The sequence below is a fragment of the Streptomyces sp. NPDC001020 genome, assembly GCF_053599115.1.
Window position 1 is genome coordinate 79935 of the sequence record NZ_JBSFLQ010000010.1, and the last position, 24065, is coordinate 103999.

Genomic DNA, 24065 nt, shown 5'->3' on the forward strand with positions numbered 1-24065 from the left:
GGTGGCCATGACGGTCCAGCGCACCGTTGCGGCACCGCCCACACGGCCCCACCTGTGCGAATGCGACACTGACCGACGAACGACAGGAATGCGTCGAGGACACGGAGACGGACGATGGACGAGGCAACGGCACGGGACGTACTGGCCACGGCGGGCGTACTGCCCGGCGCGGCGAGGGACGTGCGACTCCTCGCCCTGGGGGAGAACGCGGTGTTCGCCGCCGGCGACCTGGTGGTCAAGGTGGGCCGTGATGCCGAACTCCTCGACCGCGCGCGGCGGGAGCTGGACATCGCCGTCTGGCTCGCAGAGGCGGGCGTCCTGGCGGTGCGCGCCGCCGACCCCAAGGCGCTACTGGTGGACGGCCACCCGGTGACGGTGTGGCACCGGCTGCCCGAAGCCGTACGCCCCGCCGAGCCGCGGGATCTGGCCGCGCTGCTGAAGGTCGTGCATTCGCTCCCCTCCCCTTCCTTCGCGCTGCCGCCCCGCGATCTGCTGAGCGGTGTGGAGCGCTGGCTGCGGCTCGCGGGCGATGCCGTCGACCCGGCGGACGCGACATATCTGCGCGAGCGCCGTGACGGGTTCGCCGCCGCGGCTGCCGCACTGACGCCGCATCTGCCGCCGGGCCCGATCCACGGCGACGCACTGGCCCGCAATGTGCACATCGGCCCGGACGGCCCGGTGCTGATCGACCTGGAGACCTTCTCCGCCGATCTGCGGGAGCACGACCTGGTGGTGATGGCCCTCTCCCACGACCGCTACGGACTTGCGACCGAGGCGTACGACACCTTCACCCGGACGTACGGCTGGGACGTGCGCGAATGGGAGGGCTGCTCTGTACTCCGCGGGGCACGCGAGACCGCCAGTTGTGCCTGGGTCGCCCAGCACGCACCGAGCAACCCCAAGGCGCTGACCGAGTTCGAGCGACGGGTGGCGTCCCTGCGGGAGGGGGACGAGACCGTCCGCTGGTATCCCTTCTAGCGCCCCGGCACCAGGACCTGTCAGGCCGTCTGTTCCGCCGCCTGCCGCAGCGGCCACGTCCCGTCCACCACGGCCTGCGTGTTGCCCTTACGGCGCAGGAAACTCTGGAAGTCCGCCGCCCAGGCCGCGTACCACTCGATCTGACGGCGGTGCAGCTCCGCCGGTCCGAGGGCCGCGATCTTCGGGTGGCGGCGCGCTATCGCGCCGGCGAGCCGGGCCGCGGCCAGGGCGTCCGCCCCCGCATCGTGCGCCGCCTCCAGATCGACCCCGTACTCCGTGCAGACCGCTTCGAGGGTGCGCTTGCCGCGGCGGTAACGGTCCACCCACCGGTCGATCGTGTACGGGTCGATGACCGGTGCCGGGTCCTCGCCGCCCAGGCGATCACGCAGGGACGGCAGCCCGTGCCGCCGCAACTCAGCGGAGAGCAGGGTCAGGTCGAAGGCCGCGTTGTAGGCGACGACCGGGACGCCCGTCCTCCAGTGCGCCACCAGGACCTCCGCGATGGCGTCCGCGACCTGGTCGGCCGGGCGGCCCTCGGCTGTCGCGCGTTCATTGCTGATCCCGTGCACCGCCACCGCGTCGGCCGGGATCTCCACGCCCGGGTCCGCCAGCCACTCCCGGTGTCCCAGTGACCGACCGTCCGCGACCTCGACGACCGCCCCCGTGACGATGCGCGCATCGTATGGATCAGTCCCCGTCGTCTCCAGGTCGAAGCCGATCAGCAGCTCTTGGTGCCAGGCCATGGCGGCCCCCCTTCTCGGTGGTGCTTTCCCCCAGTGGTCACCACCCTCCCATGCACCACTGACAATCCGAGGATCGCGCCCCTCACCCAGGGGACAGTTCAGGACACCGGACGCGAATCCGCCCACATCATCTCGAACTCCTCGCGGTAGGTCGGGAAGAGTCCGCTCTCGTCGACGTCCCCCGACGTGACCACCCTGCTGCCGCCGCGCAGCACCAACACCGGCGCCTCCATGCCCCGGGTGCGGCGCAGATAGGACTGCACGACCGCGATGCCGTCGGAGCCGTCCCCGTCGACCAGGTACGCGGTGAACCGGGGCGTCTCGTCGAAGACCTGGATCTCGAAGGCGCCCGGGTCGCGCAGCTTCGAGCGCACCCGACGCATGTGCAGGATGTTCATCTCGACGGCGCGGCTCAGCTCGCCCTTCTTGATGCCCAGCTCCCGCTCGCGCCGCTTGACCGCGCTGGACGCCGGGTTGAGGAACAGCAGCCGCACCCGGCAGCCCGACTCCGCCAGACGCACCAGCCGACGGCCGGAGAAGTTCTGCACCAGCAGGTTGAGGCCGATTCCGACGGCGTCCAGGCGCCGCGCGCCGCCGAAGATGTCCTCGGCGGGGAACTGACGCAGCAGCCGCACCCGGTCCGGATGGACGGCGACCACGTCCGCGTACCGGTCGCCCACCAGGTCCTCCACGGCGTCGACGGGCAGCCGGCGCGCGGAAGGCACGTCACTGCCCGCGCCGAGGATCTCCAGCAGCCTCGCCGAGGCGCGCTCGGCCTGGGCGAGGACGGTTTCCGACAGGGCCCGGTTGCGTGAGACCACGTTCCGGGTCACTTCCAGCTCGTCCAGGGCGAGTTCGACGTCGCGGCGCTCGTCGACGTACGGCTCGAAGCACGGCCAGTGCTGCACCATCAGTTCGCGCAGCTGCGGCAGCGTCAGGAAGCTCAGTACGTTGTCGTCGGCGGGGTCGAGCAGGTACCCCTTGCGTCGGCTGACCTCGCGTACCGCGACAGCGCGCTGCACCCACTCCTGGCCGGCCGGTCCGGCCGCGGCAACCGCCCAGTCATCGCCGTGGACGGGTTCGTAGACGGGACGGAGAACCGCGGCCACGACAGCGCGCAGTCGCTGTTCGACCAGGTTCAGCCAGATGTAGGCGCGTCCCGCCCGTTGGGCGCGGGTTCGCACCTCACGCCAGGCCTCGGCGTTCCAGTCCAGTTCCGGCCCGATGGATCCCATGTCCATCGGCCGGGCCAGGGACACCGCCCCGGGTGGGACATCCGCGGAGTTTCCCTCATGACCCTCGTCACCAGGGGGCAGCTCCAGCCCTGCCGAGCCCACCCTCGCACCGCCTTCCGCTCCCCCGAGCCTCCCCAGGGGCCAGGCCCCAGCCAACGATCAAGGAAGGGTACTCCGGGATCGCCGCGCGCTGCAGCCGGATGGACAGGGTCTTTTCTCAACTTCCGTTTTCCGCAGGCGCGTTCTGATCGACAACGACCGGCGGAGTGAGCGGATTCATAGCCCTGACGTCGTGCGGGCCGAGCAAAATGCCCTGTCAGTGGGTCGGCTCGGCGCTGCCGTTCCTCGTCGCGCGCGACGTGGTGGCGGCCCGCGTTCACCCACACCACGGGGTGACGACAAGTCCGCGCGTTGACCCATGCGGCGGTTGACGAAGGCGGAGGCGTGACTTCCGCGGACGGTCCTCCCCCGCGTCATGGACTCGATCGCCCGCCGAACCACCCAGCGGCGCGCCGGAAATCCCTTTCGCTCAGGAGAGGGAGCGGTCATTTTCGGGGAGACTCGACCTCAGGACTCCCCCCCAGGGGCCGGCAGAACTGGGAAGGTCGTATTCATGCAGGTCTGGCCTGGAGAGGCGTATCCGCTCGGTGCCACCTACGACGGCGCCGGGACCAACTTCGCGGTGTTCTCGGAGGCCGCCGACCGGATCGAGCTGTGTCTGCTGCACGACGACGGCTCGGAGACGGCAGTGGAACTACGGGAGATCGACGGGTTCGTACGACACGCGTATCTGCCCGGGGTGATGCCGGGGCAGCGGTACGGCTTCCGGGTGCACGGCCCGTACGCCCCCGACCGCGGGCTGCGCTGCAACTCGGCGAAGCTGCTGCTCGACCCGTACGCGCGTGCCATCAGTGGAGTCGTGACCTGGGGCGAGGAGGTGTACGGCTATCCCTTCGGGGCGCCCGACAAGCGCAACGACCTCGACTCGGCGCCGCACACCATGACGTCCGTGGTGATCAACCCGTACTTCGACTGGGGTGACGACCGGCGGCCACGTACCGAGTACCACCGCACGGTGATCTACGAGGCCCATGTGAAGGGCCTGACGATGCGCCATCCGGCGCTGCCCGAGGAACTGCGCGGCACCTACGCGAGTCTCGCGCACCCGGCAATCATCGAACACCTGGCGGAACTCGGCGTCACCGCACTGGAGCTGATGCCCGTACACCAGTTCGTTCACGATCACCGTCTGGTGGACATGGGCCTGAGCAACTACTGGGGCTACAACACGATCGGCTTCTTCGCACCGCACAACGCGTACGCCTCCTGGGGCGACCGCGGGCAGCAGGTCCTGGAGTTCAAGTCGGCCGTGCGGGCGCTGCACGAGGCCGGCATCGAGGTCATCCTGGATGTCGTCTACAACCACACCGCCGAGGGCAACCATCTGGGCCCCACGCTCTCCTTCAGGGGCTTGGACAACCCCTCGTACTACCGGCTGGCGGACGATCCGCGGTACTACACGGACACCACGGGCACCGGAAATTCCCTGCTGATGCGCTCCCCCCACGTACTGCAGCTGATCATGGACTCGCTGCGCTACTGGGTCTCCGAGATGCACGTGGACGGCTTCCGCTTCGACCTGGCCGCGACACTGGCGCGGCAGTTCCACGAGGTGGACCGGCTGTCGTCGTTCTTCGACCTGGTCCAGCAGGACCCGGTGGTCTCCCAGGTGAAACTGATCGCGGAGCCGTGGGACGTGGGTGAGGGCGGCTACCAGGTCGGCAACTTCCCGCCGCTGTGGACCGAGTGGAACGGCAAGTACCGCGACACCGTACGGGACCTGTGGCGCGGCGAGCCGCGCACGCTCGCGGAGTTCGCCTCCCGACTGACGGGCTCCTCGGACCTCTACCAGGACGACGGGCGCCGCCCCCTGGCCTCCATCAACTTCGTGACCTGCCACGACGGCTTCACGCTGCGCGACCTCGTCTCGTACAACACCAAGCACAACCAGGCCAACGGAGAGGACAACCGCGACGGGGAGAGCTACAACCGGTCCTGGAACTGCGGGGTCGAGGGCGAGAGCGACGACCCGGCGGTGCTGGAGCTGCGGGAGCGCCAGATGCGGAACTTCATCGCCACGCTGATGCTGTCCCAGGGCGTGCCGATGCTCAGCCACGGTGACGAGTTCGCCCGCACGCAGCAGGGCAACAACAACGCGTACTGCCAGGACGGCGAGCTGTCCTGGGTCGAGTGGCCGGAGGACGACAGCGACCTGCTGGAGTTCACGCGCGCGATGGTGTGGCTGCGCCGCGACCACCCGGTCTTCCGCCGGCGCCGCTTCTTCCACGGGCGCCTGGCCCAGGGCACCACCTACGACGAACTGTCCGACATCGCGTGGTTCACCCCGCAGGGCGAGGAGATGACCCAGCGGGACTGGACGTCGGCGCAGGCCGGTGCACTGACCGTGTTCCTCAATGGCAGCGCGATCTCCGAGCCGGGCCCGCACGGAGAGCGGATCGTGGACGACTCGTTCCTGCTGTTGTTCAACGCTTCCCCGAAGTCCCTGGAGTTCACGGTGCCGATGGGCCACGGGCGTCAGTGGCAGGTGGTCGCCGACACGGCCCTCCCCGAGGGGGTGACACCGGGCACCGGCGCGAAGGTCGCCCCCGGGGACCTGCTGACACTGCTGGACCGGAGCCTGATGGTGCTGCAGCGGCCGACCTAGGCTGTCCCACGAGCGACGCGCGGATGGTCGGGCGGAGGAAGCAGGGGCGGGTTCCCGTGCCGAGCGGGTACGTAAGCACCCATGACATCTGTGCGCCCCGCCCCGGCAGTGCCCACGGCCACCTACCGGCTGCAGTTGCAACCGCGGTTCCCGTTCGAAGCGGCGGAGGCTGCCGTGCCCTGTCTGACCGCGCTGGGTGTCTCGCACCTGCATCTGTCACCCGTGCTGGAGGCCGTCCCGGGCTCGACACACGGCTACGACGTCGTCGACCACACGCGCGTGCGGGACGAACTGGGCGGCGAGGCGGGGCTGCGCTCTCTGGCCCGCACCGCACGGGAGCACGGGCTCGGCCTGGTCGTGGACATCGTCCCGAACCACATGGCCCTGTCGCCGCGCCACAACCACGCCCTGTGGGAGGTGCTGCGCGAGGGCCCGGCGTCCCCGTACGCACGCTGGTTCGACATCGACTGGGACGCGCAGGGCGGTCAGCTCCTGCTGCCGGTGCTGGGCCGGCGGCTCGGCGAGGAGATGGGGGACCTGAAGGTCGACGGGGAGGTGCTGCGCTATCACGGCCATGTCTTCCCGCTGCGCGAGGGCACCGAGACACTGCCACTGCCGCTGCTGCTCGACGCCCAGTGGTACCGCCCGGTGTGGTGGCGGCTGGCCCGTACCGAACTGAACTACCGACGGTTCTTCAGCATTTCCGAGCTCATCGGAGTACGCGTCGAGGACCCGGAGGTCTTCACGGCGACGCACGGCACGCTCCTGCGGCTGCTCGACGACGGCGTCGTCGACGGACTGCGTGTGGACCACCCGGACGGCCTGGCCGACCCGGACGCGTATCTGCGCCGCCTGCACGAGGCCACCGGGGGCCGCTGGACGGTCGTCGAGAAGATCCTCTCGGCGGACGAGCGCCTGCCCGCGACCTGGCCGGTCGCGGGCACCACCGGCTACGACGCGCTGCGCCAGGTGGACGGGCTCTTCACGGACCCGGCGGGCGCCGAAGAGCTGCTCGGTCTCTACCGGCGGTTCGCGGCCCTGCCCGGTGACCGCGGCGGCGACTGGGCCCCGAGCGTGCGCAGTGCCGCCCGCCACGTCGTCACGCACGAGCTGGCCACCGAGGTGGACCGGCTCACGCGCTTGGCGAGCCGTGTGTGCGCCGCCTCGCCGGCCCTGCGCGACCACGCCCCCTGGGCACTGCGCACCGCGCTGCGGGAACTGCTCGTCCGTTTGAAGGTCTACCGTCCGTACTCCGCGACGGACGCCGCCACGGTGGTCACCGAGGAGGCCGCTGCCGAGGCCCGTGCCGTCTTCACGGTGCCCGAGGAGGCGCACGCGGTGGACGTGGTACGGGACCTGGTGCTGGGGCAGGTCGGGGACGGCCCCGGGCACGACGAGTTCCGGGCCCGGTTCGCGCAGACGGCGTCGGCACTGCGCGCCAAGTCCGTCGAGGACACGGCGTTCTACCGCTATGTGCCACTGCTGTCGGCGAACGAGGTGGGCGGCGACCCCGGGGTCCCGGCCGTGGCCGCCGAGGACTTCCACGCCTACTGCGCGCGCGTGCAGCGTGACTGGCCCGCCACCGGCACCGTCCTGTCGACGCACGACACGAAGCGCAGCGCGGACGTGCGCGCGGCCATCTCGGTGCTCACGCAGTGCCCGCAGCGCTGGGCCGACGTGCTGGCCGAGGTGACCCGAGCGGGCCACGGAGCGCCCGACCCGCACCTGGTGTGGACGGCCTGGCAGACGTTCTTCGGGCTGGGACCGGCGGCGGGGGAACGCCTCCAGGGGGCGCTGCTCAAGCACGTCCGGGAGGCGGGGCTGCACACCTCGTGGACCGAGCAGGATCCCGCCTACGAGGAAGCCGTGGCGGCGTTCGTCGCGGGCGGACCGTGCGGGGCGCCGGGGCGGCTGATGACGGGCTTCCGCGACACGTTGGCGCCGTACATTCAGGCGAACGTCCTGGGGGCCGCGCTGGTCCAGCTGACGATGCCGGGCGTGCCGGACGTCTACCAGGGCACGGAGGGCGAGTACCGGGCGCTGGTCGACCCCGACAACCGCCGGCCCTTCACACCGCAGGTGGTGGCCTCCGACAAGGCGGATCTCACGATGGCGGCGCTGCGGCTGCGCCGACTGCGCCCGGAGCTTTTCGGCGAGTCGGCGACGTACACGCCACTGTCCGCCGAGGGACCGGGGGCTGCGCACTGCGTGGCCTTCGTGCGTTCCGGACAGGTACTCACGGCGGTCACCAGGCTGTCGCTGCGACTGACGGAGGCGGGTGGCTGGCGCGGCACCTCCCTCACGCTGCCGCCGGGCCGATGGACCGACGCACTCACACCTGAACGGGAGTTCGGTGGCCGCATCCGCGTGGAGGACCTGTTCGCCAGGCTGCCGGTGGCGCTGCTGGAGCGGACCGCCGAGGAGTGACGACGGTGGAGCCTTACCGGCCCCGAGCAGCCGTGGTGCCCGTGGGGCACCTATATGACGTCCGTGGCCGCCGTCGGTGCCGGCAGTCCTCCGTAGCGGCGCAGGACGTCCACGAACTCCTCGGCCACGCCCGTCGGTGGCAGGCGCGAGAAGACCGCCAGCGGGCGCTTCCAGGGCGGGTCGACGGAGAGCACCACGCAGCCCTCACCCACGGCGCCCCGCACGACGTGCGACGGGGCGGGTGGTGACGCCGACGCCGGCCGCCGCCATGCGCACGGCCGTTGAGGTGTGTTCGGCTGGTGGCCGAAACACTGGCCGGGGTGCCGTCGATGCCGGTGGACCACGCGGCCGTGCCCCGGGTCACGTACTCGTCACCGCAGACCGCGTCCGTCGGGCTGAGCGAGGCGGAGGCACGCGCGAGCGGGCACGAGGTGGACGTCAACACCATGCCGCTGACCGCCCTTGCCAAGGGCATGGTGCACGGCCAGGGCGGCATGGTGAAGGTCGTCGCGGAGAAGGACGGCGGGCAGGTGCTCGGTGTGCACCTGGTGGGCCCTCATGTCTCGGAACTGATCGCGGAGAGTCAGCTGATCGTCGGCTGGGACGCACAGCCGTCCGACGTGGCCCGGCATATCCACGCCCACCCCACGCTGTCGGAGGCGGTCGGAGAGGCGTTCCTGACGCTCGCGGGGCGCGGGCTGCACCAGCAGTAGGCGCCCCGCGCGGGACTACCCCGTCGCCAGCCGGAACTTCATCTCCCCGAAACCCACCTGGTCTCCGTCACGCACGACCGCCGCGCCGATCACGCGGCGGCCGTTGACGGTCGTGCCGTTGGTCGAACCGAGGTCGCGCAGCACCCATAGGCCGCCCTGGCGGGTCAGCTCCGCGTGCACGCGGGAGACGGTCTCGTGGCTGAGCCTGAGGCCGCAGGCGGGGTCGCGGCCGATCCTCAGCGGATACGGGCTGCCCGGGTTCGGGAGCAGCAGCTTGGGCAGCCGCTCGGCCTGCCAGGCCCTGCGTAGCCGCACGGTGAACCCGGAGACCGCCTCGACGGTCCCGAAGACCATCCGGGACCACCGCTTCTCGGTGGGCAGGTCCGCGGTGAGCGCGGCGAGTTCGTGGGGCTGACGGGCGGCCAGCGCCAGTTCCATACGCCGGATGAACGTGTCGTGCGACAGGCGCCCCAGGGCGACACCGTCACGGAGCACCTTCAGCGCCCTGTCACGCTCGGCGTCCGACAGCCGCGCGGGGTACGTATGGAACTCGAAGGACGACGTCACGCATGTGATTGTCGGACAGTCCTGCTGGGGTGTCCAGAAAACGCAGGGACAGGTCTTGCCGCCGTCAGAGTCGTTCGGTGCGTCAAAATGATCGGTTCGGAAGCGGATTGATCTTCTTTGGCGCACGATGGACGTGCCAGCATCAGCCGACCAGGGGGAACAGTCCGTGAAGTTCGAGGTGTGGGCACCGCAGGCCGCCCGGGTGACGCTTCACTGCGGTGGCGCCACGCGCGTGTTGGAGCGCGATCCGGAGCGCGCGGGGTGGTGGACCGGCGAGGCCGAGGCCGAGGACGGCACCCGGTACGGGTTCGCCCTGGACGACGGCCCCGTGCTGCCCGACCCGCGCTCGCGCCGCCAGCCTGACGGCCCCGACGGGCTCAGCGCGGTCGTCGACCAGGGGCGGTACCCCTGGCGTGCCACGTGGTCCGGGCGGGCGCTGCCGGGCGCGGTGCTGTACGAGCTGCACGTGGGAACGTACACACACGAGGGCACGCTGGACGCGGCCGCCGAGCGTCTCGGGCATCTGGCTGACCTGGGCGTGACCCATGTGGAGTTGATGCCCTTGTGTCCGTTCCCGGGTCGGCACGGCTGGGGGTACGAGGGCGTGAGTCTCTGGGCGGTGCACGAGCCGTACGGCGGGCCCGACGCGCTCAAACGTTTCATCGACCGGGCCCACGAACTCGGCCTCGGCGTCGTACTGGACGTGGTGCACAACCATCTCGGCCCTTCCGGCAACCACCTCCCGGCGTTCGGCCCGTACTTCACCGAGACGCATCAGACCCCCTGGGGCGCCGCCGTGAACCTGGACGCGCCGGGCTCGGACGAGGTACGCGCGTATCTGGTCGGCAGCGCGCTGGCCTGGCTGCGTGACTACCGGATCGACGGGCTGCGACTGGACGCGGTGCACGCGCTGCGCGACACCCGCGCGATCCACTTCCTGGAGGAACTGTCCGAAGCGGTGGACGCGTTGGCCTCCGAGGTGGACCGGCCACTTTTCCTGATCGCCGAGTCGGACCTGGGCGACCCGCGGGTCATCACCCCGCGCGCGAAGACGGGTCTGGGGGTGCACGCACAGTGGAACGACGACTTCCACCACGCCCTGCACACGACGCTCACCGGCGAATCGCAGGGGTACTACGAGGACTTCGCCCGCGCCCCCTTCGCGGCCCTCGCCAAGACCCTGACAGGCGGCTTCTTCCACGACGGCACGTACTCGACGTTCCGTGGCCGCAGGCACGGCCGCCCGCTGGACCGCACCCGTGTCGCCGCGCACCGCCTGCTCGGCTACGCCCAGAACCACGACCAGGTCGGCAACCGCGCCCGGGGAGACCGGCTCACGGCGTCCCTCTCGCCGGGACTCCTGGCGTGCGCGGCGGCACTGGTACTCACCGCCCCGTTCACGCCGATGCTGTTCATGGGCGAGGAGTGGGCCGCGGGAACGCCCTGGCAGTTCTTCACCGACCACACCGATCCCGCCCTCGCCGACGCCGTACGACGGGGCAGGCGCCGGGAGTTCGCGGCGCACGGCTGGGCCGAGGAGGACGTGCCCGACCCGCAGGATGCGGCGACGCGTGAGCGCTCCTGCCTCGACTGGTCCGAGCCGGAAGGCGCCCACCACGCGCGCGTGCTGGCCTGGTACCGCGAGCTGATCGCCCTGCGTCGGGCGCAGCCGGACCTCACCGATCCCGACCTCGAGGACGTGAAGGTCGCCTACGACGAGGACGCCGGCTGGTTCGCCATGCGCCGCGGGGACGTACGGGTCGCCGTGAACCTCGCCAAGCGGCCGGCCCGGATCCCCCTCGGCGTCCACCCCGCGCGCGTCCTGGCCGCATGGGAGCCCGTACCGCCTCCGGGCGAGGACGGGGTGCTGAGCTTGCCAGGCGAGTCGTGCGTGGTGCTGACGCAGGGTTGATGCGGACGGCGGGGCGCCGCTGGCCTCGTGCGCCCGGGGCAGCGGAGGGGCCGCCTCCTACGGCGTCGTCATCACGGCGTCTCGTCATCCGGAAGCTCGGTGACCCGCTCCAGCAGGATCGCCTCCCAGGCGTGCCGCACCCTGGCGCGCAGGGTCGGCAGCAGGGACCGGTCCGCCCCCTCGAGACCGTCGGCGAGCTGGACGAGCGTGTCACAGCGGGCGAGCCACAGGCCGCGCAGGCAGGGGCGGGCACCGTACCCGGCGAGGGTGGCGGCGCGTACGGCGGCGGGCGCGCCGACGGCGACGGCGAGCTGGGCGATGTCCTCGGCCGGGTCGTCGACGATCGCGTCGGTCCAGCCGAGGACACCGCGCACCCGTCCGTCGCCGCTCACGACGAGATGCTCGCCGCGGAGGTTGTGGTGTACGAGGACGGCGGCACCGGGCTGCGCGACGAGCTGGCGGGTGGCGGGCGCGGTGAGCTGGGCGAGCCGGGCGGGGGCGAACTCGTCCTCCTCGGCGAAGCGCTCGGCGGCGCTCACGGCGGCCCTCCGTACGTCCTCCAGGGAGCGCGGTGCGACGCGCGGGACGCCGAGTGCCTCGGCCTGGCGCACGGGCACCTCGCGCAGCCCTGTGAGCAGCGCGGCGAGATCCGCCTCGCCGACCGCGGAGATACCCGGTTCCTCGCCGGTGGCACCGGGCAGCCGGGTGTCGAGGGTGTAGCCGAGGCCGGCGGCCCACTCTCCGTGCGCGACGCTCGTCGGGACCGCGATCCGGATGTGCGAACGCACCAGGGCCCGCAGCCGCAGTTCGCGACGCTGGCGCGCGGAGGCCTCGCGGTCGAGGGCCAGCCGCAGCACATGACGCGTGCCGACCCACCACGTGGAGTGCGGGCCGCCCTCAACGACCGGTGACACGGCCGTCTCGTCGCTGTCGCGGAGCAGGGAACGGACCAGTCGGCGTACGGTTTCCGCCGTCGGTTTCGGTGCCTGGGTCATGATCGTGCCGTCGTCTCGGGGGCGTGCGGAGTGCTCCTGGTGCTGGGGCGGCCGACCACCGGGGCCCGGCGGCGGTCGGCCCTGCCCTCAGTCGACCATCGCGATCTCACGGGGTGTGTTGTTGAGGCGGCGTCCGCCGTCCTCGGTCACCGTCACGATGTCCTCGATGCGGACCCCGAAGCGGCCCGGCAGATAGATGCCGGGCTCCACGGAGAAGCACATGCCGGGGACGAGGGGCTGTTCCTCGCCCTCGATCATGTAGGGCGGCTCGTGCGTGGTGACGCCGATCCCGTGCCCGGTGCGGTGGATGAAGTACTCGCCGTACCCGGCATCGGCGATGACCGCACGGGCCGCCCGGTCAACGTCCTGGCAGGCCGCGCCCGGCCTGACCGCCCGGAAACCCGCCTCCTGGGCCTCGCGCACCAGGTCGTGCACCTTGCGCTCCTCGTCGGTCGGCTCGCCCACGTGGACCGTGCGGGAGGTGTCCGAGCCGTAGCCGTGCTTGAGGCCGCCGAAGTCGAGGACGATCATGTCCCCGCGCTCGATGACGCGCTCGCCCGCCTCGTGGTGCGGATTGGCGCCGTTGGGGCCCGAGGCGACGATGGTGAAGTCGATCTGCTCGTGTCCGAACTGGCGCAGCAACTCGGCGAGGTCCGCGGCGACCTCCCGTTCCCTGCGTGCGGCAAAGGGGACCTTCTGGATCTCGTCGTACGCCGCGTCCGCCGCCGCGCCTGCCGCTGCCAGCCGGTCGAGTTCCGCGGTGTCCTTGACCGCCCGCAGCATCGGGAGGGCGCGGGTGAGGGCGATGTGGTCGCTGTTCGGGAGGCGTTCACGCAGGCCGAGCAGGTGCATGGCCCAGGCGTTGTCGCTGATGCCGTAGCGGCCGGCGGCGTCGAGGAGGGAGCCGGCTGCCTCGTACGGGTCCTGCCCATCGGTCCAGTCGCGCAGTGTCAGCGCGGGCGCGCCGGCCGCCTCCGCCACGTCGGGGGCCTCCAGGGTGGGCACGACGAGGACGGGGTCGTGTCCAGCCCGCAGCACCAGAAGGGTGAGGCGCTCGGTCTCCACCGGCCGGTACCCGGTCAGCCACACCAGGTCGGGTCCCGGTGCGATCAAAAGCCCTGCGAGCCCGGTCTCCGCCGCGGATTCCGCGGCTCGCCGCATTCGGGCCGCGTAGTCTTCCGCGGTGAAGGGCGTGGGGCTGTTTTCGTCGGGCAGCGCGGGCGTGCCGGTCATCCATGTCCTCCGCTGGTCGGGGTCAGCCAGTTCTACGAGCAGCATCCTGCCCCTCCAGGAGAACCGACGCGAGCCCATCGTGGCCATGGCGCACGACAGATCGGGGCCGCACGCCGGGCCGGCCGGGAGCCCGGCCTGTTCTGCCGCCGCTCACTCGCGGAGAGTTCCACGATGTAACGGCGTCCGGTGGAGGCCGTGAACGTCCCCAGGGACAGAGTCGCGAAGAAGAGATGGACACGAAGGGCGCCTCCCGAGCCACTGCTCGGAGGCGCCCTTCGTGTGGGCCGTGATCGTGCGGGCGCCGAAACGAGCCGTCGGGCGCCCGCGGACCGTCAGCCGGCGTGCCCGGCGTGGCCGTCGTGCCCGCCGTGCGCCGCCTCGTGGCTGAACTTCATGGCCTCTCGCGGCATGACGACGAACGGCCGCATCATGCCCATGTCCTCGTGCTCGAGGAGGTGGCAGTGGTACATGAACCGGCCGTACGCCCCGTCGAACCGGCCCATCACGCGCAGCACCTGGCCTCCCGGCACCCGGAACACGTCCTTGTAGCCCTGCTCGTTGGGAGCGAGAGGGATCGGTGTGTCCGGATCGAAGGTGATCGGGGCACGGGTGCCGCCGACCGCAGGGTCGAAGCCGGTGACGTTGTACGCGTCACGGCCGAGGAGCTGGAAGTCGGCCAGGTGGATGTGCATCGGGTGGACGATCGGGGCGAGGTTGAGGAAGCTCCACTGTTCGTAGCTTCCCTCGGCGAGGGTGAAGCCGAGTGCGTCGTTGAACGTCCGGGCCGTGCGCCGGTATGTCTTCGTCTTGCCGTCCGGACCGGTGAGCTGGATGATGCCGTCCGCAGGCAGGTGGAGACCGCGCGCATCCGCTACCTCGGTCATCTCCCAGATCTGCGGGTGGCCGCCGGCGCCCTTGGTGGCCGGCGGGGTGAGCACGATCAGCCGGTGGCCGTGCTCGATGTCGTGCGTGAGACGGCGGAAGGAGCCCGAGAGCACCTCGGGCAGCTCGAAGGCATCGTCCTTCCCGGCCTCCTCGCAGCCGCGGACGCGGAACTCCAGCACGTCCGGGTAGCGCACGTCGCCCTCCGGGTCCGGCACCCCCGGGGCCTGGTTGGGGCCCTTGTTGACCAGACGCAGCGTCCGGCCGGCCAACTGGCGGAAGTCGACGAGGAGGTCGAAACGCTCGGCCGGGGCGGCGGTCAGCGTCGGCAGCGCGTCGTCGAAGTCGATCGGCACGGGGCGCGGCAGCAGGCCTCCGTCGCTGCCGATCTGGTGCACCACGCCCGGTACCGGGGTGTTCTCCTCGTCTACCAGGACGAGGTCGTAGATGCGCGCGTTGGACGCGTTCAGCAACCGGAAGCGGTACCAGGCCGGGTCCACCTCCGCGTACGGCCAGATGCGGCCGTTGACCGTGGTGTAGGGGCCGGTGAAGGGCAGGGACACAGGCTCGCCCGTCTCCGGGTTCTGGTCCTGGACGATGACCGTCTTGTGCAGCAGCCGGCCGTTGAGGCGGCCGTCCTCGTCCGTGTCCAGGTTCCGGTCGGCCAGCAGCAGCGGGATCTCCCGCTCGCCCGAGGGGAGGTGGAGAGCGTCCTCCTCGTCATCGCGGATCAGGTACGTGCCGTACAGCCCCGTGTGCACGTTCCATCGCGTGATGTTCATAGCGTGATCGTGATACCAGTACTGGACCGCCGGGTGGTCGTTCGGGTACTCGGCGAGTTGGGCGTCGCCGAACCCCACGGCGTTGTCCGCCCAGCCGTCGTTGCCGCCGCCCGTCTGGGCGCCGTGCAGATGCGTCACCGACCAGGCGGGCAGGGCCGCCACGTCCTTGTCCGGCTCGACACCCCCGCGGCCCGGCTCGGTGCTCGCCTGAGGCCTCTGTCGGCGCAGCTTGACCTGGACGGCCGTGACGGGGTACTCGCTCTCCTTCGGGATGCGGTTGGTCCAGGCGATGCGGACCCGCTCCCCGCGGCGCACCTCGATGGTCGGGCCCGGCACCGACCCCTCGTACCCCCACATCAGGGTGGGCGGCAGTTGCGGGTGCAGGCGCACCCAGGTGGGTCGCAGCGCGATCTCGGTCTCCCGCAGAACGTCGCCGGAGTACGGGCGAAGGACCGGCGGGATGGTCAACGGCGCCGCGTACGGCACCAGTTCACCCCACGTCTTCTCCTGCTCCCGCGCGCCCGCGCCTGTGGGCCTCTCGATGATGTCGGTCAAGGTCGAACACCCCCGTGTTTCCCCGTTTTCACGTGTCCCGGCAACCTGGTCAGGCCGCCGTCACCTCGAAAGACTCCCGGCGTCTCGCCCCAGTTCCCTGAATGCCCCGTTCCGGGCAATTGTTTTCGGTCGTCTCGAAACGACCGGGACGCCCTGTTGTCGATGGCAGCCGTCACGACGGTAGACCGACCCTTGCGCAGGGCCGCCCCGGGGATCCTCACGGAACTCCCCGGGGCGTCCCGGCGTGCGGTCAGCGTGCCGCCGGCTCTGCCCGCCGGATGACGGCCGGTGCCAGGTCCGGCACGAAGCCGTGAGCGCGCCGGGCCAGGTCGGCAGCGCCGTAGCGGTGGCAGCCGCGGTGCCAGTTCAGAATGCCGGACATGTAGTTCTGCAGCTCCACGACATAGCCGTCCATGGTCGCGCGCGCCTCGTCGGACAGCTCGAAGTCGTCGTACAGAACGGGCAGTTCATGCGCGGCGACATGCTGGAACTGCCGCATGCGCTGGGTCATGAGGTCGTTCACGACTCGCACGGCCGTCGGGTAGTCACAGCCGAAGAAGCTCTGCACGACGAGGATGGCGTTGTGCAACTCGCCCTCGTACTGGATCTCCTTCTGGTACGAGAAGACGTCGTTGATGAGCATCGCGTAGTCGATGGCCGCGTTCTCCAGGGCGCGGACCGTGCCGCTGTTGTACACCTCGGGCGGGACCTCGGGGCCGTGGCCCATGCGGCACAGGTTCTTGGTGAGGTCTGCGCCGAAGGTGGCGCGGCGCATCTCCAGGTAGTCGACGGGATCCGGGACGCGGTGCTGGAGCTGGTTGGACAGCTCCCACAGCCAGCTCTCGGTCATCGTGTCCACGGCGGCGCGCAGGGTGCGCCGTTGCTCACGGGTCATCGCGGCCGTGGTGCGCGTCCACAGGTCGATCAGCCCGCGCTCCATGCCATTGACGGGGACGGGCAGTTCCTCGCCGTCGACCGGCATGCACGACGACAGCCGCTCGGTGCACAGCTTGGCCGCCGTGAGGTCGCGCCGGTGGCCGAAGACCAGCGGGTAGTAGTCGTCGCCGTAGGTGCCCCAGGCGAGCCACTGGGAACTGAGGTCCAGCGCCTCGGGCGTGGCGTCCGGGTCCAGGCCCGCCGCGCACAGCGGAAGGTCGTACGCCGCCAGCTTGTCCTCGTCCCAGACGCCCTCCTGGAGCATGCCCGCCTGGTGCATCCAGGGGGTGAGGCGACGGCGGGCGCCGTCCAGATGAGGGCTGAGCCGCACCTCGTAGGGCATGTGGAAATCGGGGATCAGCGATGGTCCCACGTGCTGGAAGGGGACATGGGTGTAAGCCCGCAGCCTCTCGGCGCCCGCGTCGGCGAGCAGACCGCGTACGTCGGCGGCGGATGTGCCGATACCTGACAGGCCGAGGGGGCGCTGCTTCGAGCGGGCACCCTGGTTCATGTAGCGGCTGGACCGCATGTGCCATTCGTGACCGCCGGACTGCCAGTCCTGAAGTCCCTGGGCGTAGGCGGCGACGGCCGCGACCTCGTCCGGGGTGAGGCTCCGGTCCAGGGCCAGCGCGGGCACTTCGGTGAGCGCGGTGTGCTCGAACTGGTGCAGCCGCGAGGTGAGGATGTCGTTGACGGCGTTGGCCGCCTCCTGCGTACCGCAGTCGAAGAAGGTCTCCAGGACGAGGATGCCGTTGCTGAGTTCGCCCTCCTCCTCGACCTCGCGCTGGTAGGAGAAGATGTCGTTGCGCAGATGGACCGCGTCGGAGAACGTCTCCATGAGCACGCGCAGCGGCCGCGTCCCGGCCACGGAGGCGGGTACTTCGGCGGTGGCGAACTCGACGAGCCCGGCCGACCAGGGGGCGCCACCGACCTTGCGGCGCATCTCGATGTACTCGACCGGGTTGGCGATCCGCCCTTCGTTGATGTTGGACAGCTCCCACAGGGACTCGCCCAGTAGATGCTCCGTCGCGACCGCGAACCGCCTGCGCCAGTCCAGGGACATCGACGGCACCGTGCGCGACCACAGGTCGGCGAGTCCGGCCTCGACGGGGTTCTGCGGCTCCGGTACGGGGACCGTGAGGTCGAGCGGCATGAACAGCGGCAGCCGGTCCAGGTAGGCCTTGCCACCCGCGCGGTCCTGGGTGCGCTTGAAGGTCTCCAGGAAGTGGTCGTCGAAGAAGAACACCCACACGTACCAGTCGGTGATGAGCGAGAGGGCCGGGCCGTCGCAGTCGGGGTGGGTGTACGCGCACAGCAGGCCGTAGTCGTGCGCGTCGAGGTCGGACTGTTCCCAGATGCCGGAGCCCTCCAGCATGCCCATGTCGCGCGCCCACTGAGTGGAGTGGGCCCGCGCCTCGTCGACATGCGGATTCAGCCGCGCGGCGTACGGCATGTAGAAGTGGGGGAGTTCGAACGGCTGCGTCATGGCCCGGCCCTACCCATGGCCCGGCCGGGACATCCGTGGGACAAAACATGATCACACCTTCGCGTGAATCCGGGGCGCGGAGCCTTTCCGCGGCCCCGACGACGACCGCTCTCCGGTGCGCACGCCCCCTTGCCGAGCCCTCTCCCCCACGCCACCGTGGTCGCATGACCTCCTTCGTGCTGCCTCATGAAGTACACGGCGACGGCGCCCACAAGGTGTTCGCGGTGCACGGCTGGTTCGCCGACCGTGCCGCGTACGCGGCGGTGCTGCCGGATCTCGATCGAGCGGCCTTCACCTATGCGCTGGTGGATCTGCGCGGGTACGGGAAGGCGAGGGAAGCGGTCGGCGCGTTCAGTACCGCCGAGGCCGCCGTGGATCTCGTGGAGTTGGCCGACCGGCTGGGCTGGGAGCGGTTCTCCGTGATCGGACACTCGATGGGCGGCACGGTCGCCCAACGGCTGCTGGCACTCGCCCCCGAACGGCTGCGCCGGATCGTCGGGGTCTCCCCGGTTCCGGCCTCGGGCCTGCCGCTCCCCGCCGACCAGTGGGAGCTGTTCGCAAACGCCGCGCACAGGCCGGACAACCGGCGCGCCATCATCGACATCACCACCGGCGGCCGACGCCCGGACGCCTGGCTGGACCGGATGGTCGCGCGGTCGCTGGCGCACAGTGACGCGAAGGCGTTCCGGGCCTGGCTGGACTCGTGGGCCTCGGAGGACTTCCACACGGAGGTCACGGGCTCGCCGGTGCCCGCGCTGGCCGTCATCGGAGCGCTGGACCCCGCGCTGTCCGCGGCCCTGATGCGCGAGACCTGGCTGAACTGGTACCCGCGGGGCGAACTGCTGGAGTTGCCGGCCGCCGGCCACTACGCGATGGACGAGACGCCCCTCGACCTGGTGCGGACGGTCGAGGACTTTCTGCGGGCCGAGGATGTCGCGTGAGCGTACGGCAGGCCCCGCCCGTCCCGGACGTCTTCGACCCGCGCCGGTACGCCGACGGGGTTCCCCATGCCGCGTACCGCACCCTGCGCGATCACCACCCGGTCGCCTGGCAGGACGAGCCGGAGGTGCTCGGCTGGCCCGCGGGACCCGGGTTCTGGGCGGTGACCCGGCACGCGGACGTGACGCGCGTACTCAAGGACTCACGTACGTACTCCTCGTGCCTCGGCGCCACGCAGATCCGCGACCCCGACCCGGACGACCTGCCGTTCATCCGGCGCATGATGCTCAATCAGGACCCGCCGCGGCACGGACGGCTGCGACGGCTGGTCAGCCGTGCCTTCACCCCGCGCCGTATCGACCGCTTCGCCTCCACCGCCCGCGATCGCGCCCGCGCCCTGTTCACCGACGCCCTCGAACGGGCACGCGCGGGTGACGGCACCTGTGACGTCGTGGCTGCCGTCACCGATGACTACGCCGTCCTCAACCTCACCGATCTGCTCGGTGTTCCGGAGTCCGACCGGGGCCTGCTGTTGCACTGGACGCAGCGTGTGATCGGTTACCAGGACCCGGACGAGTCCGGCGAGCCGCTACGGGACGCCGGGGGCGGTCCGGTGAATCCGCGCTCACCGGGCGCCCTGCGGGACATGTTCGCCTACGCGCGGCAACTGGCCGCGTACAAGCGGGATCACCCCGATGACGACATCATGACCACCCTCGCCACCGACCCCGAACTCACCGACGGCGAACTGGAGATGTTCTTCTTCCTGCTGACGATCGCGGGCAATGACACGGTGCGCAGTGCGGCGCCTGGCGGCCTTCTGGCGCTTGCCGAGCATCCGTCTGCGTACCACGGACTACGTCTACGCTCCGATCACCTGCCCATTGCCGTCGACGAGTTGTTGCGTTGGCATCCACCCGTCCTCAGCTTCCGGCGGACCGCGGCCGCCGACACCGAGTTGGCCGGCCGGCGCATTCGCAGGGGCGACAAGGTGGTCGTCTTCCATGCGTCAGCCAACCGTGACGAGCGCGTCTTCACCGCACCTGACCGGCTCGACCTGTCCCGGACGCCGAACCCGCATGTCTCCTTCGGGGACGGCCCGCATGTCTGTCTGGGCGCGCACTTCGCCCGGCTGCAACTCCATGTGCTCTACGAGGAGGCACTGCGGGTCCTGCCTGCTCTCCGTCTCGCCGCGCCGCCCAGAAGACTCGTCTCGAACTTCATCAACGGCATCAAGTCGCTGCCCCTGGTGGTGGTCTGACGGTCACCAGTCGATAGGGATCAAGACGCCGTCAGCACCATGCGGAAGCGCGCCGCACCCGAGAGCATGCGGGCGAAAGCGGTGTTGACCTCGTCGAGCGGCGCTGTCTCGACCATCGGGCGGACACCGGTGCGGGCACTGAAGGCCATGGTCTCCTCTACTTCCTGCGCCGTGCCCGACGCGTGCCCGTTCACGGACTGGCTGCCGGTGATGAGCTGCAGGGGTGTCACCTGGATCGGCTGATCCGTGACGCCGATGACGACCAGCTGACCGCGCGGCGCGAGTCCGTCGATCGTCGCGGACATGGCATCGGAGCTGGCCGCGGTGCCGAGGACGACCTTCGCTCCGCCCAGTTCCTTCAGTGCCTGCGCGGGGTCGGAGGCCGTGCTGTCGATGTAGTGGTCCGCGCCCAGCCGCCGCGCCAGGGACTCCTTGTCCTGACCGCGGGCGATCGCCACGGTCTCGAATCCCATCTTGGCGGCGTACTGGACGCCCAGGTGCCCCAGGCCACCCACGCCCAGCACCGCGACGAGATCACCGGCGCGCGCGGCGCTGTTACGCAGTCCCATGAAGGTCGTCACGCCCGCGCACCCGAGCGGTGCGGCATCAGCCGCGTCGAGGCCCGCCGGAATGTGTGCCAGGGCCTCTACGGGCGCGACCATGTGGGTGGCGTATCCGCCGTCGTAGGACAAGCCGGGGACCTTCAGATTGAGGCAGCTGATGAAGTCGCCCTGGCGACAGGGGCGGCAGTGGCCGCACTGCCCTCCGAACCAGCCGACCCCGACCCGGTCACCGACTTCCCAGCCACTCACCCCCTCTCCCACGGTGTCGATCCGGCCGGCCACCTCGTGCCCCGTCACAAGAGGAAAGGTGATGCCGGGAAAAGGAGCCTGCACGAACATCGCGTCGGTATGGCAGATACCGGAAGCCTCCACGGCGATACGCACGTGTCCCGGTCCCGGCTGCGGCAAGTCCCGCTCGACGATCTCGAACTTTCCTCCGGGCTCGACCACCTGGGCCACTCGCATGACGGACATGGCTTCCCTTTCCTTGCGGTTCACAGTGGCTCCCTGACCACGGAGGGGACCACTCCGTATTCGCGCTCAGTGACTCAGTAAAGCGCGCGCCACCGCTTCTTCCCCGGAGCGCCACTTCTCTGTCCCGAGGTCCAGGAAAGGACGGCCGCCCCCGGCTTGGCGGGCGCGGCCGTCGGCTGGGGCTCAGTTGACCTCGACCACCGGGTTGCCGGGCAGGCTGGTGTCGGTGACCGGGGCGTACTTCGCCGTGAAGTAGCCGTCGTTGAAGCACAAGGACGTGCCGGAGACCTTGGTGAAGTGCTGGCTGTCGAAGGCGAGGCTCTGGTCGGGGTTGTTCGCGGTGCCGGTCAGGCTCGGGGCCCGGTAGACACAGGTGATCGTGCCGAGCAGGGTGCTCAGCTTCACCGTGGTCTGGATGGTGGAGCCGGCCGCGGGGGTGACGGTGACCGTGCCGTCGGAGGCGACCTTGGTGGTGTAGGGCAGGTTGTCGACGGTGATGCCGCTGACCTTGAGAACACCGGCGACGTTACTGGTGCAGTTGTCGAAGGTGTGACCGGTGAGTGACTCGGTGGCGGTGCCCGGTGCGGCGGGGTTGTCGGTGACGGTGGCGGTGAACGCGGACGAGGTGCAGGAGACGCCGCTGGTACCGGTGGCGCTGGAGTAGAGCGTTGCCGCGGTAACGCCGGTGAGCGACGCGTTGAGGACGTCGCCGACTGCGACGGCGGTGCCGTCGGTGGTGGTGAGCACCGCGCCGCTCGCGGAGGCGGGGGACGCCGCGGCCACGGCGAGTGCGGCGGTGGCGCCGACGAGGGCGAGCAGGGATCTGGTCGTACGCATGGGGGATACCTCTTCTCCGAAGTGGGGTCGGTGAGGTGGTACGACACTGCCGGCCCATGACGCCTTCTCCGTACGTGACGGGCCGACAGCGACGGGCGGGACACCGAGGGGCGGGCCGCAGACAGGGAGGCGGCCGTGTCGGTGCCACGGGGGGGACGGTGGATCGCGGCCATGCGAAGGATCGCGCATCGTGCACCGCGCGTGTGGAGGGTGTCACCGACGCCCCTGGGAGGCGATGCCGGGAGGGTGACGTGCGCCGTGCGACGGATCCGACGCCACGGATCCATGGTAATTCAGAGGCTGTTGTAGACCTGATGCAGCGTCAACGTCAAGTTGCAGCACCGAAGTTGGCCATTCCGGCGGCGATACGCAGGTGGGCCGGGAATTCAGGTCCGGCGGCCTGCGGGCGTCACTCACGGACACACCGCACAGTCAACACCTCTGCGTCACAACTCCTTGACCCCGACTGTAACCACGGGTAACTTCCACGGCGGCCACTGCCGCGCCACGAGAACGCCCTCGCACGCGCCGGGAGGTGCGAGGAGGCGTGCACGGCAGGCGCTGTCCGCGCCAGGACAACGTGCCAGTGAAGCCCTACTTGCATTGACTATGCCCAGGAGCAGACATGGCCTCGTCCCCGGACGTCACGGCGTCCACCGGTTCCACCCCTGAGCCCTCGGAAGGCGGCACAGCCGCCCAGGAGGCACCCGAAAGACGCGGAAGAGTCCGCCTGCGCCGCACCGCGGTGATGGCGGTGCCCGCCACCCTGATCGCCGCGGGTCTTGCGATCATGACCGCCCAGGGAGCGCTGGGTGTGCAGTTCGCCATCTCCGGCATGCCCTTCACGGTCACCGCCACGAACCTCGACGGCACCGGCTTCGAGCAGTTCGGCTCCCTCGACAACATGGCCAAGAACAGCCCGAACGCCGGCGACACGGGCGGCCAGGTACTGGTCGTCACCTCCGCGATCAAGAACGCGACGCTCACCAAGCTGTGCCAGAGCGTCAACCTCGGCGGCACGAACCTGCTCATCACCGCGGGCGACGGCGCGACCCCGGTGACCGCGCAGGATCTGACCACCGACTCGACCGAGCTGTCGGGCGACGCCGCGTTCAACAACATCGAGATCGGCAACGACGGGAGCAAGCTGAACAAGGCCAACGCCAAGGCCAGGAAGGGCATGTTCAGCCAGCAGGCCGACACCGTGCACATCGCCAACCTGCGGCAGACCAACTACGCCACCACGGCTGGGGTGTTCAAACTGCCCGGGCTCAAGCTCCGCTTCAGCGACACGGGGTGCTGATGGCCCGGCCGAGAGCCGCGTTCCGGCAGTGGCGGGCCCGGCGTCCCTTCTGGGGCGGGCTGCTGCTGACGCTGGCCGGTGCGGAGATCCTCCTCACCGAGAAGGCGTCGCTGAAGGTGGTCATGCACGTCGGCATGCAGGGCCTGGCGGGGTATCTGCTGCCGACGGTGATGCTGCTGTGCGGTCTGCTGATCCTCTTCAACCCGGCCCAGCGGCTCTTCTACTCGGTCATCGGCATCCTGCTCTCCCTGGGCACCTGGCTCACGTCCAACCTGGGTGGCTTCCTGATCGGTCTGCTGCTGGGCGCGACGGGCAGCTGTCTGACCTTCGGCTGGCTGCCGGACCAGGAGCCGCGCCGCGGCCTCCTGCGCCGCCGTCGTACACGGGCCGCCACCGCCGACTCGGCCGCGTCCTGACCCCTGTGCCCCTCGGCGGGCGGGTTCCGGCTCCGTACCACACGGGGCTCCCCACCGGTTCCCGCCCGCCGAGGCCGTACGCCCACCACGCCCGGTGCGCGGC

Annotated in this window: 17 protein-coding genes and 2 pseudogenes; 9 read left to right on the top strand and 10 right to left on the bottom strand. The window is 70.5% G+C overall.

Annotated features, from left to right (window positions below):
• Positions 1-114 precede the first annotated feature (114 nt).
• Positions 115-978: a phosphotransferase enzyme family protein gene (locus ACWDEX_RS12130; RefSeq protein WP_450463159.1), complete on the top strand. Its 864-nt coding sequence runs from the start codon at positions 115-117 to the stop codon at positions 976-978.
• A 20-nt stretch (positions 979-998) separates the two neighbouring features.
• Here ACWDEX_RS12130 and ACWDEX_RS12135 read toward each other — a convergent pair whose 3' ends face one another.
• Together ACWDEX_RS12135 and ACWDEX_RS12140 are read right to left on the bottom strand one after the other, a co-directional pair.
• Positions 999-1721 (bottom strand): exonuclease domain-containing protein, encoded by a 723-nt coding sequence (locus ACWDEX_RS12135; RefSeq protein WP_450463160.1) that lies wholly within the window; start codon positions 1719-1721, stop codon positions 999-1001.
• 98 nt (positions 1722-1819) lie between these two features.
• On the bottom strand, positions 1820-3058 hold the full coding sequence (locus tag ACWDEX_RS12140; RefSeq protein WP_450463161.1) for an SAV2148 family HEPN domain-containing protein: 1239 nt from the start codon (positions 3056-3058) through the stop codon (positions 1820-1822).
• 511 nt (positions 3059-3569) lie between these two features.
• Between ACWDEX_RS12140 and glgX the strand changes: the two genes are divergently transcribed.
• Both glgX and treY read left to right on the top strand, forming a co-directional pair.
• Entirely contained in the window at positions 3570-5681 is a 2112-nt protein-coding gene (gene glgX, locus ACWDEX_RS12145) for a glycogen debranching protein GlgX (protein WP_450463162.1), read from the top strand.
• A gap of 81 nt (positions 5682-5762) precedes the next feature.
• The gene (gene treY / locus ACWDEX_RS12150; RefSeq protein WP_450463163.1) at positions 5763-8108 is read left to right on the top strand and encodes a malto-oligosyltrehalose synthase; all 2346 of its coding nucleotides are present in this window, start codon (positions 5763-5765) and stop codon (positions 8106-8108) included.
• Between the two features lie 50 nt (positions 8109-8158).
• Here treY and ACWDEX_RS12155 read toward each other — a convergent pair.
• Positions 8159-8405, bottom strand: a pseudogene (locus tag ACWDEX_RS12155) (LysR family transcriptional regulator); the annotation flags it as partial.
• Between ACWDEX_RS12155 and ACWDEX_RS12160 the strand changes: the two are divergent.
• A pseudogene (locus tag ACWDEX_RS12160) lies at positions 8405-8821 on the top strand (dihydrolipoyl dehydrogenase); the annotation flags it as partial. The pseudogenes ACWDEX_RS12155 and ACWDEX_RS12160 sit on opposite strands and share 1 nt — an antisense overlap.
• A 15-nt stretch (positions 8822-8836) precedes the next feature.
• Here ACWDEX_RS12160 and ACWDEX_RS12165 read toward each other — a convergent pair.
• Entirely contained in the window at positions 8837-9388 is a 552-nt protein-coding gene (locus tag ACWDEX_RS12165) for an FHA domain-containing protein (protein ID WP_450463164.1), read from the bottom strand.
• 166 nt (positions 9389-9554) lie between these two features.
• Between ACWDEX_RS12165 and treZ the strand changes: the two genes are divergently transcribed.
• The gene (gene treZ, locus ACWDEX_RS12170) at positions 9555-11300 is read left to right on the top strand and encodes a malto-oligosyltrehalose trehalohydrolase (protein WP_450463165.1); all 1746 of its coding nucleotides are present in this window, start codon (positions 9555-9557) and stop codon (positions 11298-11300) included.
• A gap of 71 nt (positions 11301-11371) precedes the next feature.
• Here the strand turns inward: treZ and ACWDEX_RS12175 are convergent, their stop codons facing one another.
• The 4 genes from ACWDEX_RS12175 to cyc2 form a co-directional block, all read right to left on the bottom strand.
• Entirely contained in the window at positions 11372-12295 is a 924-nt protein-coding gene (locus ACWDEX_RS12175) for a phosphotransferase (RefSeq protein WP_450463166.1), read from the bottom strand.
• An 87-nt stretch (positions 12296-12382) separates the two neighbouring features.
• The gene (locus ACWDEX_RS12180) at positions 12383-13528 is read right to left on the bottom strand and encodes an aminopeptidase P family protein (protein ID WP_450463167.1); all 1146 of its coding nucleotides are present in this window, start codon (positions 13526-13528) and stop codon (positions 12383-12385) included.
• Positions 13529-13860: 332 nt separating this feature from the next.
• Positions 13861-15747 carry an O-aminophenol oxidase PhsA gene (gene phsA, locus ACWDEX_RS12185; protein WP_450463168.1) on the bottom strand — a complete coding sequence of 629 codons (1887 nt, stop codon included), beginning with the start codon at positions 15745-15747 and terminating at the stop codon, positions 13861-13863.
• Positions 15748-15997: 250 nt separating this feature from the next.
• Positions 15998-18169 carry a germacradienol/geosmin synthase Cyc2 gene (gene cyc2 / locus ACWDEX_RS12190; RefSeq protein ID WP_450463169.1) on the bottom strand — a complete coding sequence of 724 codons (2172 nt, stop codon included), beginning with the start codon at positions 18167-18169 and terminating at the stop codon, positions 15998-16000.
• A 164-nt stretch (positions 18170-18333) separates the two neighbouring features.
• On the opposite strand from cyc2, the gene ACWDEX_RS12195 reads away from it, so the two are divergent.
• A complete protein-coding gene (locus ACWDEX_RS12195; protein WP_450463170.1) occupies positions 18334-19110 on the top strand; it encodes an alpha/beta fold hydrolase in 777 nt (258 codons plus the stop codon).
• A complete protein-coding gene (locus tag ACWDEX_RS12200) occupies positions 19107-20369 on the top strand; it encodes a cytochrome P450 (RefSeq protein WP_450463171.1) in 1263 nt (420 codons plus the stop codon). Before ACWDEX_RS12195 ends, ACWDEX_RS12200 begins: the two co-directional genes overlap by 4 nt.
• 20 nt (positions 20370-20389) lie before the next feature.
• Here ACWDEX_RS12200 and ACWDEX_RS12205 read toward each other — a convergent pair whose 3' ends face one another.
• Entirely contained in the window at positions 20390-21406 is a 1017-nt protein-coding gene (locus tag ACWDEX_RS12205) for an alcohol dehydrogenase (RefSeq protein WP_450463172.1), read from the bottom strand.
• A gap of 183 nt (positions 21407-21589) precedes the next feature.
• A complete protein-coding gene (locus ACWDEX_RS12210; protein WP_450463173.1) occupies positions 21590-22243 on the bottom strand; it encodes a Tat pathway signal sequence domain protein in 654 nt (217 codons plus the stop codon).
• Positions 22244-22868: 625 nt separating this feature from the next.
• Between ACWDEX_RS12210 and ACWDEX_RS12215 the strand changes: the two genes are divergently transcribed.
• Both ACWDEX_RS12215 and ACWDEX_RS12220 read left to right on the top strand, forming a co-directional pair.
• A complete protein-coding gene (locus tag ACWDEX_RS12215; RefSeq protein ID WP_450463174.1) occupies positions 22869-23546 on the top strand; it encodes a DUF6230 family protein in 678 nt (225 codons plus the stop codon).
• On the top strand, positions 23546-23962 hold the full coding sequence (locus ACWDEX_RS12220) for a DUF6114 domain-containing protein (RefSeq protein WP_450463175.1): 417 nt from the start codon (positions 23546-23548) through the stop codon (positions 23960-23962). Before ACWDEX_RS12215 ends, ACWDEX_RS12220 begins: the two co-directional genes overlap by 1 nt.
• The last annotated feature ends 103 nt before the right edge of the window (positions 23963-24065 follow it).

What these genes read in the sequence shown, in the direction of transcription:
- ACWDEX_RS12130 (WP_450463159.1), top strand. Translation starts at nt 115, where the DNA reads ATGGACGAGGCAACGGCACGGGACGTACTGGCCACGGCGGGCGTACTG.
- ACWDEX_RS12135 (WP_450463160.1), bottom strand. Translation starts at nt 1,721, where the DNA reads ATGGCCTGGCACCAAGAGCTGCTGATCGGCTTCGACCTGGAGACGACG.
- glgX (WP_450463162.1), top strand. Translation starts at nt 3,570, where the DNA reads ATGCAGGTCTGGCCTGGAGAGGCGTATCCGCTCGGTGCCACCTACGAC.
- treY (WP_450463163.1), top strand. Translation starts at nt 5,763, where the DNA reads ATGACATCTGTGCGCCCCGCCCCGGCAGTGCCCACGGCCACCTACCGG.
- ACWDEX_RS12175 (WP_450463166.1), bottom strand. Translation starts at nt 12,295, where the DNA reads ATGACCCAGGCACCGAAACCGACGGCGGAAACCGTACGCCGACTGGTC.
- ACWDEX_RS12180 (WP_450463167.1), bottom strand. Translation starts at nt 13,528, where the DNA reads ATGACCGGCACGCCCGCGCTGCCCGACGAAAACAGCCCCACGCCCTTC.
- cyc2 (WP_450463169.1), bottom strand. Translation starts at nt 18,169, where the DNA reads ATGACGCAGCCGTTCGAACTCCCCCACTTCTACATGCCGTACGCCGCG.
- ACWDEX_RS12195 (WP_450463170.1), top strand. Translation starts at nt 18,334, where the DNA reads ATGACCTCCTTCGTGCTGCCTCATGAAGTACACGGCGACGGCGCCCAC.
- ACWDEX_RS12205 (WP_450463172.1), bottom strand. Translation starts at nt 21,406, where the DNA reads ATGTCCGTCATGCGAGTGGCCCAGGTGGTCGAGCCCGGAGGAAAGTTC.
- ACWDEX_RS12210 (WP_450463173.1), bottom strand. Translation starts at nt 22,243, where the DNA reads ATGCGTACGACCAGATCCCTGCTCGCCCTCGTCGGCGCCACCGCCGCA.
- ACWDEX_RS12215 (WP_450463174.1), top strand. Translation starts at nt 22,869, where the DNA reads ATGGCCTCGTCCCCGGACGTCACGGCGTCCACCGGTTCCACCCCTGAG.
- ACWDEX_RS12220 (WP_450463175.1), top strand. Translation starts at nt 23,546, where the DNA reads ATGGCCCGGCCGAGAGCCGCGTTCCGGCAGTGGCGGGCCCGGCGTCCC.